The 16,370-nt window shown below is 61.8% G+C and carries 8 protein-coding genes; all 8 read left to right on the plus strand.

Annotation, left to right across the window (positions count from 1 at the left end):
• Positions 1-3 precede the first annotated feature (3 nt).
• The 8 genes from M0D68_RS07590 (at position 4) to ccsB (ending at position 16,261) form a co-directional block, all read left to right on the plus strand.
• Positions 4-8,274 carry a choice-of-anchor Q domain-containing protein gene (locus tag M0D68_RS07590; protein ID WP_211701206.1) on the plus strand — a complete coding sequence of 2,757 codons (8,271 nt, stop codon included), beginning with the start codon at positions 4-6 and terminating at the stop codon, positions 8,272-8,274.
• A 13-nt stretch (positions 8,275-8,287) separates the two neighbouring features.
• Entirely contained in the window at positions 8,288-8,788 is a 501-nt protein-coding gene (locus M0D68_RS07595; protein WP_234486809.1) for a hypothetical protein, read from the plus strand.
• A gap of 42 nt (positions 8,789-8,830) precedes the next feature.
• Positions 8,831-9,670: an outer membrane lipoprotein-sorting protein gene (locus M0D68_RS07600; RefSeq protein WP_200620120.1), complete on the plus strand. Its 840-nt coding sequence runs from the start codon at positions 8,831-8,833 to the stop codon at positions 9,668-9,670.
• Between the two features lie 26 nt (positions 9,671-9,696).
• The gene (locus tag M0D68_RS07605; protein ID WP_266224107.1) at positions 9,697-10,530 is read left to right on the plus strand and encodes a hypothetical protein; all 834 of its coding nucleotides are present in this window, start codon (positions 9,697-9,699) and stop codon (positions 10,528-10,530) included.
• A 2-nt stretch (positions 10,531-10,532) separates the two neighbouring features.
• The gene (locus tag M0D68_RS07610; protein WP_266224108.1) at positions 10,533-12,227 is read left to right on the plus strand and encodes a c-type cytochrome; all 1,695 of its coding nucleotides are present in this window, start codon (positions 10,533-10,535) and stop codon (positions 12,225-12,227) included.
• A 492-nt stretch (positions 12,228-12,719) separates the two neighbouring features.
• Positions 12,720-13,910, plus strand: coding sequence for a cytochrome C (locus M0D68_RS07615; RefSeq protein WP_234486821.1), 1,191 nt, complete (start codon positions 12,720-12,722; stop codon positions 13,908-13,910).
• Positions 13,911-13,936: 26 nt separating this feature from the next.
• Positions 13,937-14,611, plus strand: coding sequence for a cytochrome c (locus M0D68_RS07620; protein WP_200652011.1), 675 nt, complete (start codon positions 13,937-13,939; stop codon positions 14,609-14,611).
• A 426-nt stretch (positions 14,612-15,037) separates the two neighbouring features.
• Positions 15,038-16,261 carry a c-type cytochrome biogenesis protein CcsB gene (gene ccsB, locus M0D68_RS07625; RefSeq protein ID WP_093633294.1) on the plus strand — a complete coding sequence of 408 codons (1,224 nt, stop codon included), beginning with the start codon at positions 15,038-15,040 and terminating at the stop codon, positions 16,259-16,261.
• Positions 16,262-16,370 lie beyond the last annotated feature (109 nt).

Consider the following 16,370-nt stretch of genomic DNA (forward strand, 5'->3'; position numbering starts at 1 on the left):
GCGATGAGATCCACTCAGTTTAAGGCGACCCTCTTCGACGTGTTCAAGGCAGGGGTCACGGCGTCGATTCTGCTGACTGCCAGCAGCATATCTTGTGCTCAAGTCGTCAATCTGACAGCGAAGGCGACGACGGCCACGCTGCCCGACGGGCAGGCGGTGCCGATGTGGGGCTACACCTGTACGCCGGCTGCGGTTGCGCCGGCGACCTGCGCGGCCGCCAATCCGGGCGCCGGAGCGAACTGGTCGCCTGTGGTGATTACCGTGCCGCCAGGACCGCTGACGGTCAATCTCACCAATAGCTTGCCCGGTGCCGTGCCGACCTCGCTCGTCGTTGTTGGACAGTTGGGTGGCGGCCTGGGGACGACGGCGACGAACATGCCGAGTCCGCCGCATCCAACGCAAACCGCGACGACCTGGCCGATTGCCAGCAGTGCGAGCGGCGCGACCTTTACGCCACCAGCGCAGGGCCCTCGGGTCCAGTCGTTCGCGACCGAGGTGGCGACCGGCAAGACTACGGCGCTCACCTGGAGCAACCTCAACCCGGGCACCTATCTGATCGAGTCGGGAACGCATCCGTCAATCCAGGGGCCGATGGGGCTATACGGCGTGCTGGTGGTGAAAGCGCCGGTCGGCGGCACCGTAAGCTGTCCGGTAGCGTCGCAGCGGTATCAGGCTTATACGAATCCGGCTATCTGCTATGACGCCGACGTACCGCTCGTGCTGAGCGAAATCGATCCCGTGCAAAACACAGCCGTCGCAGCGGCGGTGACGACGGCGGGCTTCAGCGAAACCCTGGCGTGGTCGGGTCAGCCCGGCGGCTGCGGCGATTCGAAGTCGACGGCGTTCGGCACCTGCTATCCGCCGACCGTGAACTACGATCCGCGCTACTACCTGATCAACGGCGTCGCCTTCGACCGGACCAATCCCGGCGGCTCATCGTTTGCCGCTACCGCGCCCGTTGCTACGGGCCAGGTGCTCATGCGTTTCGTGAATGCAGGTTTGCGGATGCACGTTCCGTCGGTAGTCGGTGCACAAACCGGCAATCCTGTCGCTTCCGGTTTCTCGCTGATCGCCGAGGACGGCAATGTGTTGCCCGGCAATCCGCGAGTCCAGTCTGAAGTGTTTCTGGCGGCCGGCAAGACCTACGACGTGATGATGAACGCACCGGCCACAGGCGCAACGGCGCTTCCGGTGTTTGACCGCGAACTGAGCCTGTCCACCAACAATCAGCGTGACGGCGGGATGCAGGCCTACATCGCCGTCAATGGCGGCGCGCTGCCGACGTCGGGTGCGGCGAATCAGAATGCGATTGCCAATTCCTCCACCTACTTCTTTGTCCCTGGCACCACGCTGACCGTGTCGGACCCGGCCAAGGGCGTGAAAGCCAAGGACGTGAATGTTTACGGCGTGGAGGTCAAGACAACGACCACCGGCGGCGCGCTGACGCTGAACCCGGACGGCACGTTCGTCTATGTGCCGAATGCCGGTACGACAGCTGACAGCTTTGTGTATCAGGCCAACGGCAATCCCGCGGTATCGGCGACGGTCACGCTGTCGGCCTGCAGCGCCGGCAATGGCTGTCTGTCCGGCCCGCCGGTGGCCAGCAATGGCGCTTACGTCAGCAACATCGCGTCGCGGCTGCAGATCGGCGCGCCCGGCGTGCTGGCCAATGCCTCGGATCCGAAGGGGCTGCCGCTCACCGCAGCGATTTCGGGGGCAGTGACAGGCGGGACCGTCACGCTGAATCCGGACGGATCGTTCACCGCGATTCCGACGACGCCGCCGGTCGGCAGCAGTGCGACTGCCACCATGACGTTCAAATACACGGCAAAGAATTCGCAGAACACGTCGAGCACCGCCGCGACCGTGACGGTGACGTTCAAGGGCGGCAGCGGACTTATCGTCAAGCCGCTTGACGCGCCGAGCATGGCGCCGGGCAAGACCGCGGTTCAGCTTGCCGACTACCGCTGGATCATCGAGGAAGACCGTACGTTCCAGATCGATCCCGCATGCCAGACGACCGCGACAACGCGCCCGGCTAGCTGCCCGCCGCTGCCGGTTCCCAGCCTGGGCGCCAATTTCCACACCAGCTACATGCCGGTGGTGGCAGCAGGCTGTGTCGGCAAGGTCGCCTGCGAGTCGGGGCAAACCGTGTACGACCCGGCGAGCAACTCGCACTTGCCGGCCGTGTGCGATATCGGCAACGGCGTGTGCCGTACGACGGCTGCGCAACAGGTGCCGGTCAATCCGGCGCAGGTGTCGCTCGATCCGACCAAGCACTATTACATCTCGATCTTGCCAGGGGACGCCGGTAACAGCTTTGGGAATGGTGCAGGCACGCCGCAACCGGTCAATCCGGCGAACCCGAGCGGGCCGCAAAGACAGTTCGATATTTCCAAGGACTGCCCGTCGGGTCCCGGCGGCGCGGATTTTGCGCCGGGCACGGGTAAGTGCGGCCACACCATGGGCGGCGCTCCGATCGCACCCGGACAGACCACCGTCAACGTGCTGCTGCAGGAGACGCCGCTGGCGACCGCGAAGGTCTCGGTGTTCGTTTTCGAAGACGACGCTCCGCTGAATGGCGAAGTGGACGTCAGCGGCGGCACCGACACGTTCGGCACGGCGCGCGAACCAGGACTCGGCGGATTCGAAATCAAGCTCTTCGACGACGCGGGCGGCACTGGTGACGCGACCGGACAGATGACCTACGACATGTTCAACATGCCGCTGTCCAATTCCTTGCAGGGGACCATCGATCCGATCTCGGGGCTCAATGCCTGCCCGATTTCGACGTCGACCGACGGTCTCGTCGGCATGGTCCCGACGTGTCCGAAATTCGAATCGGATGGCAAGACGATTTCGCCGCTCGTCGGCCAGGCCATCATTGCCAACCTGATGCCCGGCCGGTACGGCGTCGTCGCGACGCCGGCAGCCGACCGGATCGGCAGGGGCGAGGAATGGCTGCAGACGAACACGCTGGACGGACAGAAGGCACACGACGCGTTCATCAAGGTGGGTGGGCCGGCTTACTTCCAGGAGTTTGGGCCCGCAGGCTTTCACGTGGCGGTTGGTTTTGCCAACCCGAAAATTATCAATGCCCGTCTGCCGATTCTGTGCGCGGGCGCGACATGCAACAACGGGCTCAAAGGCAGGGTAACGAACCTGCACTACAGCCGTCCGCCAAACGAGAATCTGTATGGCGCCGGCTCGCGCACCTCGCTGAGTTTCACGCAATGCTATATCAGCGTCGGCGATCCGGACGGCGAGGATGTTGCGTTCACCAAGTGCAACGCCGACGGGACGTTCAGTTTTAGCGGCTTGCCCGCAGGCACGTTCAGAATCACGATCTTCGATCAATGGAACGATCAGATCGTCGACGGGCTCGCAACGGCGGTGCAACTGGCGGGCGGCCAGACCACGGATGTCGGGGATATTTCGGTGCTCCAATGGCACACGAATCTCTATACCCGGACCTTCATGGACCTGAACGGCTCGGGTGTCTCGCAGGCGAGCGATCCGGGGCTCGCGCTGGTACCGACCAATATCCGCTTCCGCGACGGCAGCTATTCGAACTTCAACAACACGGACATGAACGGCTATGCGTCGTTTAACGAAGTGTTTCCGTTGTTCAACTGGTACGTCGTCGACACCGACGAAACGCGCTTCAAGCAGACTGGCGTGCATGTGGTGTACGACGCGGGCGGCCCGCCCGACGGCACACCCGGCGGCGGCACCTCGGCCATCGCTGCCAATTACGCCAACACGCTGGAATCAGCGACCTCGCACCTGCCGACGAATCTGCGGGTGCCGGGAGCGGTGTATTGCAACGATGCGGACTGCAAGGACCGCTCGGGTACGACTCCTTCGACCGGCAGAGTCGATCCGCCATGGGTAACCACGATGGGTTGGCAGGGCTTCTCCGGGCAGAGTTCCTTCATCGAGTTTGGCAAGGCGCAGTTTGGCGCGACTGAAAACGGCGGCATCCGGGGCGAAGTCATCTATGCATCGACGCGGCCGTTCGACGATCCATCGCTCCTGATCCACACGAGCTGGACGCCAGACGTGCCGAACGTCACGGTGAACCTGTATCAGGAGGGCATTGCGGCGGACGGCACCACCAGCCTGACGCTGGTCGACACGACGAAGACCGCCAGCTGGGATGACTGGGCGCAGGGCTTCCGCACCGACGGCGTGCCGAACATGAACTGTCCGGGACAGGAGACCACCGACCCGTTCTTCTTCACGTTGAAGGACACCACCCAGTGGCTCGACGCGCAGCATCGTGCGTTGCCGGCGCATTCGCAGTTCAAGTGCTACGACGGCATGCACGCGTTCAACCAGCTGCAGCCCGCGCCGTACGACGGCATGTACAAATTCCCCAGCGTGACTGGCCGGAATACGACGACCGGCAAGCCGACCGCGACGAACTGCACGGTCTGTGTGGCCAATCCTTCGGGCGACGGTACGCAGATGCTGCCGGCCGGCAAGTATGTGGTCGAAGTGATCGTGCCGCCGGGCTACGAACTGGTGAAGGAGGAAGACAAGAATATTCTCATCGGCGACAACTACATTGCACCGGTGACACAGCAGTTTGCTGGTCTGGGCAACATCTTCATCCTGCCCGACCAGGCCGCGGTGAACTCCACCTATAACCGCAACAACGGGCAGAATCCGACCGGGAATCTCGGCTCCAACACCTTTCCCCGGAATGAGGGCGACACGGGCAGCATTGAATCGTTCTGGCCTTGTGTCGGTGAATTGCGCATCGTGCCCGACTTCATCAGCCTGTTCCCGGGCTCACAGGAAGTCGCGCCTTTCGCGGGCGCCTCGCGGAACCTGTGCGACCGCAAGGAAGTGACGGTGTCCAACCAGATGACGGCGCTGGCGAAGTTCTGGATCTTCAGTTCGACGCACGTCGCCGCGCACTACACCGGCTTCATGCTGGATGACTTCTCTTCGGAGTTCGATCCGTATTCGCCGCAATTCGGCGAAAAGTTCGCGGTGCCGAACGTGCCGATCTCGATGAAGGATTTTGGCGGCAACGAAGTCGCTCGCACCTATACGGATCAATGGGGCATCTTCAACGGCTTGAACTATTCGACCTGGCAGGTCAATCCGCCGAACCCGACCGGCTATGCACCGACGATGATGGTCGCCTGCATGAACGATCCTGATATGCCCGATCCGGCGCATCCCGGCCAGACGATTCGCGATCCTCTGTTCAACCCGGCATACAGCCAGTTCTGTTACGAGATTCCGTTCATGCCTGGACAGACCCAGTACATGGATACGCCAGTGGTGCCGGTCTCGGCCTTCGCGGATGGCTACAACCAGCCGGACTGCGCGTACCCGGATGCCACGCCGGCGATCTCCAGCGTAACGGGCGACCCGATCAGCGGCGGCTCCGGACCGTGGGTCAGCGCTCCACTGCACACGCTGACCATCAACGCGCAGGGCAACGCGCAGGTGCCGAACCATGCCTACACGGGCCCGGCCGCGACCACCGCACCGTTCAACCAGAAGTTCCTCACGCGGCACTATGGCTTCGGGGCACAAAAGGGAACGGGATCGGTGACGATCGGCGGCGTGAATGCAATCGTGCAGTCATGGAGCGATACGCAGATCAAGGTGCTGGTGCCGATCCTGCTGCCGACGCAGTCGAGTTGCACGATCCAGCAGCGCGGCGTGCTGAACCCCACGTTCTGCGGTGAACTCGTCATCACGGCAGGCAACGGCAAGCGCTCGATCGACACGGTCACGGTCACGATCGGCGGCAAGACGCCAACCTATGTGAGTGGCGAGAACGCGACGAGCAACGCGATTCAGACCGCGATCGACAAGGCGGCCCCGGGCGACATGATCGTCGTCGGTCCGGGCGTCTATAACGAAATGCTGCTGATGTGGAAGCCGGTCCGCTTGCAAGGTGTCGGCGCGACCGCGGTGACCGTCAACGCGAACACCCACCCGTCGGGCAAGATGGACCCGTGGCGCAGACAGGTTGGCTGTCTCTTCGGCGATGCATTGAACGGCGGCCTGATTTCGTCGAGCAATCCGTACGATCCGACCGGCACGTATTCCTGTTCGACCGCGATGCAGCGCAAGGTGGATGCCATACCGCTCGAACCCGCCTCGGGATGGGATTTCAACCTCAACGGAAACCTGGCTGAACTGCTGATCGAGCCGACGCTGATGGGCGCGTATGAAGGTGCGGCCATTACCGTGCTCGCCAAGGGCGTAAAGGACGTGACGGTGGGCGGCGTGGCGCAACCCGACCCGAACTGCACGGCGAACGGCATTTGCACGCCGCTCACGGGACCGACCCTGCTTCAGCCGAACCCGCCGGATTGCACGAACTACCCGAGCAACTTCCTGTGCAATCCGTCGCGTATCGACGGTATGACCTTCACCAACAGTTCGCAAGGCGGCGGCGGGATCTTCCTGCACGGCTGGAACCATTACACGGAGGTCTCGAACAACCGTGTCTTCGCCAACGCAGGGACGCTCACAGGCGGTATCACGGTAGGCCAGGTGGAAACCGCCGATGCGGCCATCGCTGCGAACGGCGTCACGCAGTTGCCGTTCCTGCTCAACCAGCATGTGAACATTCACCACAACTCGGTGACGTCGAATGCTTCGTACGGCGACGAAATAAACTCGACCACGCCTTCATCGGCGGGCGGCGTGACCTTCTGCACCGGTGCCGACTACTATCACTTCAACTACAACTGGGTCTGCGGCAACATGAGTGCCGGCGACGGTGGCGGTGTCGCGCACTTCGGGTTCAGCTACAACGGCGACATCTCGCACAACTGGGTGTTGTTCAACCAGAGCAACAACCCGACGCTGCCCACCTACGGTGGCGGCATCATCGCCCAGGGCGTACCGCCTGACGGCACGTTCTGCGAGAACGCTACGGTGGACACCGATTGCGCGCCTGAGCTTTCAGACGGCATTGGCCCGAAGCTTGTGATCGACGGCAATCTGATTGTCGGCAACACGGCGGAAAGCGGCAAGGGCGGTGGCCTGCGACTTCAGAACGTCAACGGTACCGATGTGCAGCGCAGCCCGAGCAACCCGAGCGCGTGGTATTCGGTTCAGGTGACCAACAACATCATCGCGAATAACGTAGCCGGTTGGGCGGGAGGCGGTGTCTCGCTGCAGGATGCGGTGGCCGTGAACTTCGTCAACAACACGGTCGTCGCCAACGACTCGACAGCGTCCGCAGGCGTGCTGTTCAACACGCCCGCGGCCACCCAGGCCAACGTCGGGCCGCCGAACTGCACGACGGTGGGATCGGAAACGACGTGCTCGCCGATCACGACGTCGACTTTCGAGCCGGCTGGGCTGGAGACCGCGCGCCACACGCAGAATTTCATTGTCGCGTTCACCAATCCGGGCGTGGCGTGTCCGGCGGGGTTGCCCAACTGCACGACGTTCTCGAACCCGGTGCTGACCAACAATGTGTTCTGGCAGAACCGTACGTTCTATATCACCGTGGGAGGAAAGAATCCGAATATCGCGGGCCTGCAGAACGCGGTCACGTTGAACCCGTCGTTGAATCAGGCAGGCAAGGCGACCGGCTTCTGCGATCCGAACGCAGTCTATTGGGACATTGGCGCGTTCGGCGACACCTCGGCCAGCAGTCGTCAAGCGGCTTTGACGATGCACCCGCAGTACTCGATTCTGACTGACGCCGCTGACTACCCGGGGGCGCACAACAGCAATCTGAATCCGGCGGTGGTGCACCAGTACTGCAACGGTTCGCGTGTGCCGCCGGAAGCCGGCGGAATCGGTATCACGGTGCCTCCAGGCATTGCCGATACGGTTCTTCCGAATCCGCTGTTCACTCTGATGCCGTCGGCGACGCCGGATGAAGGCAATCAGTGGATCAACATGTCGTACGGTCCGTTGTCGCTGTTCAACGAAGCGCTCACGTCGGGCATGACCGGCTACAACGTAGTACTGGGCAACTACTCGATCAATACCGGTTCGCCGGCAATCAATGCCGGCACGGCGACCGGTGCGCCGAATCATGACATCTTCGGCACGTCGCGGCCGCAGGGGTTCGGATACGACATCGGCGCAGTCGAGTTTGTGCAGCCAGGCCTGTTCGGCGGCGGCACCCCGATCGATCCGCTTGCGTTGGGCGGCTCGTCGGACGGCCTGCTCAGTCTGCTCGGCCTCGTCCAGGTGTTGACGCCGAAGCCGGCCGTGACACCGCCAGCGGCGGCACCGCTGATCCCGGCGCAGACGCAGCCGCCGGTCGTCAAGTGAGAGGGGCGCAGCAATGAAACTTTGCTTCTCCGTGATGAGGCCGGCGCTGCGGTTTGCGAGCAGCGTCTGTCTGGCCGCGGCCCTGGTTCAAGGGGCTTCGGCTCAGCAGAGCCCACCGGCAGCGCCCACGCTCAGGCACTCGCCGTATTTGCCGGTGAACATGTCGCAGCATGCGAAGAACTACTACGGGATGATGAAGGGCATCGACAACCTGAGCGTGCGCAGCACGGCATCGGGCAATCTGATTCGCTTCAGCTATCGCGTGACGGATCCGGTGGCGGCACATCTGCTCGGCGAGAAGAGCGCCACCGCCTATCTATACGGCGAAGCCAGTCACGCGCTGCTCGAGATTCCGGTCATGGACAAGATCGGCCAGCTTCGCCAGACCGGTCCGCTCGAAGCCGGGCAGGAGTACTGGATGGTGTTTTCCAACAAGGGCTGCCCGATCAAGCCCGGCGAGCGCGTCGACGTATTCATCGGTTCGCTTCATGTCGACGGACTGATTGTCGAATGATCGCGGCACGGCGATTTGCAACACAAATGGGGGAGGTGACTCATGTCTCGATTTCTTTTGAAGGCGATTTCGGCGGCCTCAGTGGCCGGTGTTCTGGCATCCGGCCCGGCTGCATTCGCGGCCTCGACCGCAGGAACGGCACAAGCCGCGGCGGCGAGTCACTTGAGTGCGGCGCAGATCGTCGAGCGGAACGTCGCGGCACGCGGTGGGCCTCAGGCGTGGCACGCGGTCAATACGATCACGATGTCGGGGCAGATCGAAGCAGGTGGCACGAAGAACACCAGGCTGCCGTTCACGATGACGATGAAGCGGCCGAACAAGAGCCGCTTCGAGATTCGCTTCAAGGAGCAGACGGCGTTTCAGGTATACGACGGCGCGCAGGGCTGGAAGGTCAGGCCCTTCCTCGGACGCAACGAAGTCGAACCGTATACCCCTGCAGAGGCTAAATCGGCAGCGGCATCGGCTGACCTGGAAGGGCCGCTGATCGACTATGCGAGTAAGGGCTCGCGGGTCGAAGCGCTCGGCATGGAATCTGTCGAGGGACATCGCGCGTACGTCCTGAAGTTGACGCAGAAAGACAATACGTCGCGCCGCATCTGGATCGACGCAAGCAGTTTTCTCGAACTGAAGATCGATGGCGAACCACGCAAGCTCGATGGGCGGATGCACAACGTCGCCATTTTCTACCGCGATTACAAGAAAGAAAATGGGCTCGTCATTCCGCACACGCTGGAAACCGCAGTCAGCGGTGTCAAGCCGACGCACAAGCTGATGATCGAGCACGTCACGGTGAATCCGCCGGCGGACGACACCCTGTTCGCGAAACCGCAACTGGCCATGGCCAAAGTGCCGGGCCAACAGCCACAAGCGACTAGCCACTAGCCAACATCCGTGCGAGGTCCACTGCCATGGCACGAATCGCACTGTGGGTGCTCATCGGCTGCCTGACGGCGGCGGTGTACGCGAGCGAGCAGATACCGGAGCACGATCTGAGCCCGGATCAGATCGTCGAGAAGAACGTCGCCGCGAGGGGCGGGCTCGACGCATGGAGGAAGATCCAGACGATGGTCTGGGTCGGGCACGTGGATAGCGCGAATACACCCGCGGAGGAATTGCCGTTTGTCCTCGCGCTAAAACGACCAAACATGACACGCTTCGAGATAACCGTGCTCAACCGGCGGGCTGTCAGAATGTTCAACGGCAAACAGGGCTGGAAAGTGAGTCCGAGCGCCACGGGCAGTGGGGAAGCGCGGCCGTACACCATGGACGAGCTGAGGTCGGCGCACGACGAGCAGGTCATCGATGGCTTGCTGATCGACCATCAGGCGAAGGGTGTCGATGTTGCGCTTGAAGGTGTCGAAAAGGTCGACGGACACGAGGCTTACCGCCTCGGCGTAAAGTTGCCTTCTGGTGTGACCCGTCATGTGTGGGTCGACGCACAGAGCTTTCTTGACGTGAAGTACGACCGCGCGGTGCGGGGCCCTCACGGGCCGATCACCGTTGAAGTGAAGTACAGCGACTACAAGAACGTCGAGGGTTTGCAGATACCGTTCACGATCGAAAGCGGTGTGGTGGCGGCCGGCAAGAGCGACAAGCTGACGATCGACAAGGTGTCGCTCAATCCGCCGCTTGACGATGGGATGTTCGCGAGACCGGCCTCGCAAGGCTGGCACAGTTCGGTCTCGATCAACGCCGAGCCGTCGCCGTCGACGCCGCCCGCCCTGAGCCGGCCGAGCCCCTAGCCATGGACCGCGCCCGGGTCAGCCGACGTGCCATCGCGCGGGTACGATCGCTCGCGGCGCTCGTGTTCATTCAATGTGCCTTGTTCGCCGCGTTGACGGTGCCGGTGGGCAAGGCGAACGCTGCCCCGTCAACGCCGCAGGTTACGTCAGGGAACACGGGGGAAGCGATCTTCCAGAAAGGCGTGCTGGGTTCGGGTGACCAGCTCGAGGCGATGCACGACGGTGGCGTGAACCTGCGAGGCACCGCCGCGGCCTGCATGAATTGCCATCGGCGCAGTGGCCTCGGATCCAGGGAGGGGAATAACAACATCCCGCCGATCACTGACCGTTATCTGGTCCATCCTCGCGCGGACAGTCCCGACGATCTCGACATTCCCTACATTCCCGGCATGCGAACCAATCGCGAGCCTTACACCGATGCGACGATTGCAAGAGCAATACGCGAAGGGCTTGACTCGGAAGGCAAGCCACTCAGCAATCTGATGCCGCAGTACGCGCTGAACGACACCGACATGGCAGCGCTGATCGGCTATCTGAAGCACCTCGATCGACGTGCGTCAACGGGTGTCACTGACACGGTGCTGCACTTCGCGACGATCATCACGCCGGATGCGGACCCCGTGAAGCGACGCGGCATGCTCGATGTGCTCAAACAGTACTTCGATGACAAGAACGTATTTCCGCTCGGTGCGACGCCGCCGCTGCGCTCTTCGCGCAAGATGATGTTCATGGTCAATCGTCGCTGGGAGTTGCATGTTTGGGAGCTGAGCGGACCGCCGTCGACGTGGCATGAACAGTTGAAGCGCTATCTGGCGGAGCAGCCGGTGTTTGCGGTGCTGTCGGGACTCGGCGGCAAGAACTGGGCGCCGGTTCACGAGTTCTGCGAGCAGGAGGCCGTGCCGTGTCTCTTTCCCAACGTGGAAGTGCCGGTTGAAACCGACCAGGATTTCTATTCCGTATATTTCTCGAAGGGCGTACTGCTCGAGGCGGCGCTGCTTGCGAGGCGGATTCTCGACGAAGGCAGTGGCAAGCCCATGCAAGCGAAGCCAAAGGTCTGGCAGGTCTATCGCACGGGCGACAGCGGCGAACGGGGTGCAGAGGCGCTTGCCGCGGCATTGAAGGGCCATGGCATCGCGGTGTCGAGCCGCGCTCTTGCGCCAGGCGACAGCGTTGCGCGTTCCCTGCGCGGAATTTCGCGGGCCGACGTGCTGGTGCTATGGCTGCGTCCGCCCGATGTCGAGGCGCTTGGGCATTTGCCACCGCCTTCGGACACCGTGTTCATGTCGGGGCTGCTGGGCGGGCTCGATAGCACACCGTTGTCGGCGAGCTGGCGCGGCGTCACGCGCCTCGCGTATCCATTCGACTTGCCAGACGGACGGCGTGTCCGTGTCGACTATGCATTCGGTTGGTTCTCGATTCGCAAAATCCCGATGGTCGCCCCGCAGGTCCAGGCGGACACCTATCTCGCATGCGGTTTACTGGCGGAGACGCTTGGTCATATGGTCGATGCGTTCGAGAGGGATTACCTGATCGAGCGCATTCAGGACATGCTTGAACGCCGCATCCTGACTGGCTACTACCCGCGCCTGACACTGGCGCCAGGGCAGCGCTTCGCGTCGAAGGGCGGCTATATCGTCCGCTTTGCCGGGCCCGACCGAGTCAGGCTCGTTGCCGACGGGGCCTGGATGGTGCCGTGACGATGTCGTGAGACGAGGCGTGGACCGGCGCGCAAGAACTCACGAGACGCTATCGCCTGCGCGGCCGGGCGTCTCCCCTACCGCAAGAATAGGACGTTGACCCATGTCGTTTCTCGTCGCCCATTTGCACAATGAAAACGTGGCGAAGAGTACAAATGCCTCATCGGAATGGATCACTGTAGTCGCAACACCTCTTTCTCACTTCGCTAGTTGCAGTCGGGCGCAACGTAGTAACGAAGTCAGTGACTTTTGCCGCCGTTGGTAACTGTGTGAAGCACGGCGCAGGGAGAGATAGCCATGGCAAAGACTATTATCAGTATTCCTGCATTTTATAGGATGCTTCACTGTGGTTGGGCGGCGATCTTGATGGCCCTTTGTCTGTTCCATGCTTCTACCGCACATGCTCTGCCTATATTCGCACGCCAAACGGGACAAAGCTGCGTGGCGTGCCACGCAGGCGGTCAGTTTCCCGAGCTCACGCCGTATGGGCGCATGTTCAAGTTGAACGGATATACGCTCGGCGAACGCACCATCCCGCTTGCTGTGATGGGAACAGTCGATGTGACCAAAACCCGGCACAACAACGACGCTAACGGCAATCCCATCTCGCCCAAAGACGGCAATCTGACATGGGATGCGGCCAGCATTTTCCTCGCGGGGAAGATCACCGACAAGATCGGCGCGTTCGCTCAATATACCTACACGAACTACGATCACCAGAATGGCGACGGCAGGTGGATCGGTAAATGGGCATCCGACAACACCGATGTCCGTTATGTGGAACGGATCATCGGCGAAGCGAGCGACTTCATACTGGGCGTAACGTTGCACAACAATCCGACTGTGCAGGACGCCTTCAATACTGCGCCTGCATGGAGCTACCCCTACCTTTCTTCGTCGACAAGCGCGGTCGGGTCTCCGCAGTTTACGCCGCTCATCGAGGGCGCATTGGCGCAGCAGGTCGTCGGCATTGGCGGCTACCTGTACTGGAACAAGTTGATCTACGCGGAACTGACTGCGTACAGCACAGCCGACGGAATCTGGTCGTTTATGAGCCATGGCAGCAAGGCCGGAGACCTGGCCCACCCGCAGACCTATCTGAAAGGCTACAATCCGTATTGGCGCCTTGCGCTGACTCGCGAATGGGGCGCGCATAACATCATGGTGGGGACGTTCGGGTTGCTTGCCGATGTCTATCCCAACGATCCAAACGCTTTCCCGATATTCACGCAGGGTGTAACCCGCTATCGTGATATTGGCGTGGATGCGCAGTATCAGTACCTGCTCGATCCGCATACGATTACCGCGCAGGCCCGCTACGTTCACGAGAACATTAGCGATCCGAATAATTTCGTTTTAGGCGACAGTCAATCAGCAAATCTCAAATCGATGCTGTTGAAAATGTCGTACATCTATCAGGCCAAGTATGGCGTGAGCCTCGCCTTCTTCAATGTGACGGGCAGCACCGATAGCGTGGCTTACGCCAGCAGCGCGAACTTTTCTCCCGCCACGCAGGGATGGATACCCGAGATCTTCTGGATTCCGGTGCAGAACATTCGGGTCGGCCTGCAATACACGCATTTCACCAAATACCTCGGGTCCCGATCCAATTACGACGGCACCGGGCGAAACGCATCGGACAACGACACGCTGTTTGTCTATTTATGGGCCGCGTACTGGTGAAATTTGGTGGTAAGGAGGTTCGTGACATGAAAACGTTGGCGCAAATCATCTCCCTTGGGATGCTGCTTGCAGGATCGGGCTGTCACGAATTGGATCGGTCAAGGGCGGTCGATAACCCGGCAGTCGCCGGAAAAACCATTGCTCTGCAGGTCTGTTCGAACTGTCATGGTGTGAACGGCGTCTCGGTGTCGCCGGCTTTTCCCAAGCTGGCGGGGCAACGAAAGGAATACATTGTCGATCAATTGACGGACTTCAAGACGCATGCCCGATCGGACCCGAACGCCAAGAGGTTTATGTGGGGTTTTACGCACTTGAGCGAGGCGCAAATCGACGAACTTGCCGCGTATTTTTCCAGTCAGAAGGCGGCTCTGGGTGAATCCGGAGACCAATCGCTGATTGGCGAAGGGAAAGCGATTTTTGTGTCCGGGTTGCCGGACAAGGGCGTCGCGGCATGCGTTTCGTGTCACGGCCAGCATGGCGAGGGAATGAATCAGTTTCCGCGGCTCGCCGGTCAACATGCGGACTACATCGTCAAGCAGCTATTGGTTTTCCAGAGCCACGTCGATCAAAGACCTCGCGGTGAGGTCATGAAGGCGGTCTGCGGCAATATGTCGGAGCAGGATATGCGCGCAGTAGCTGCCTTCGTGGAAGCGTTTCCGCCAGAAACCGAGGCAGCGGCCAGCCCGCCGGCCGATCAATGAACAAGTTGACTTACGTGTCGCTGCGCCCGTGGACGTGGCGATTCAGAGTCCAGGCCGTCCGTCTGGTCTGTGCAACGCGGATGCACCGTTGCACGGCAGCGGCACCGGCAAGAACGCCTGCGTCGTTGTTGAGATCGCCCCGGGTGGGGGCATCGGCGGCGATGTGGCGAATAGTTTGCGCTCCGTCTCCCCCCGGCGGGCGCTTTTTTTTCAATCTGCAGTGGAAACTTACGGAGCGAATCGGAAAGCGGGCGCTCAAGGTCGCAAGGGGTCTTCCGGTCACGTCTGGCGGCGCGTTTGCGCGACGGGGACCACCACCGGTTGAGCATGCCTTGCGGCCCGGCCGTCGAACGAAGCGCGTCTGGAAAGCAGTCAATTGTGTGCCGACGGCATCATGTCGACGCGATCGGCACAACGGAGAGCACCATGAACCTGACCCAATCGTCTCTTGACGCCGCTGCGCCGGACCCGGTGCCCGTGCTTAAGTGGGATGTCTCAAAGACCGCGGCTCAAACGGTGGCTCCGCTCGACGAGCGGCCGTTTCTGAAACGGCTCGGCGTCGTCGACTGGCTGTTCGCCGTCGTGATGGTCGCGGGCGCGGGGTTTGCGCTGTCGCGCTATCACCCGTTCATGAACTACTACGACAAACTGGTGCTGTGCCTGGCGGTGCCGGTGTTCGTCGTACTCGGCTGGCGCTGGAAGCCGGTGCGTCCGCTGATGGTGGGCATCGCCGCGCTGTCGCTGCTGGCGATCCAGATCTACCACGGCGATCTGACGCGCGCGGATAACGCGTTCTTCCTCAAATATTTCCTGTCGAGCCAGTCCGCGATTCTGTGGATGAGCGCGCTCTTCGTCTTCGCCACCGTCTTCTACTGGATCGGCCTGCTGTCGCGTTCCCCGACCGGCGCCGCGATCGGTTCGAAAATGACGTGGGCTGCGGTGGTGATGGGCTTCGTCGGTCTGATGGTGCGCTGGTACGAGTCGTACCTGATTGGCGCGGACGTCGGCCATATTCCAATCTCGAACCTGTACGAAGTGTTCGTGCTGTTCAGCCTGATCACGGCGCTGTTCTATCTGTACTACGAGCAGCACTACAACACGCGTGCGCTCGGCGCATTCGTGCTGCTGGTGATCAGTGCGGCGGTCGGTTTCCTGATGTGGTACTCGGTCGCGCGCGACGCCCAGCAGATCCAGCCGCTCGTGCCGGCGCTGCAGAGCTGGTGGATGAAGATCCACGTGCCGGCTAACTTCATCGGCTATGGCAGCTTCGCGCTGTCGGCCATGGTCGGCGTCGCATATCTGGCGAAAGAACGCGGCGTGCTGGCCGACCGCCTGCCGCCGCTCGATGTGCTCGACGACCTGATGTACAAGTCGATCGCCGTCGGCTTCGCGTTCTTCACGATCGCGACGATTCTCGGCGCGCTGTGGGCTGCGGAAGCATGGGGCGGTTACTGGAGCTGGGACCCGAAGGAAACGTGGGCGCTGATTGTGTGGCTGAACTACGCGGCCTGGCTGCATATGCGCCTGATGAAGGGCCTGCGCGGCGCAGTGGCGGCATGGTGGGCGCTAACCGGCCTGCTGGTGACGACCTTCGCGTTCCTCGGCGTCAACATGTTCCTGTCGGGGCTGCATAGCTACGGCAAGCTGTAAATGAATGCCGGAGCGCTCACACCCTTCGCCCGAAGCTCCGGCTTGGCGGAGCATGGTTCGAGCGGCGATACGCACTGCGGGTCCCTACCCATTCCGTTCGGCGAGCATT

This window comes from Paraburkholderia sp. SEWSISQ10-3 4 (assembly GCF_030464785.1).
GTDB lineage: Bacteria > Pseudomonadota > Gammaproteobacteria > Burkholderiales > Burkholderiaceae > Paraburkholderia > Paraburkholderia aspalathi.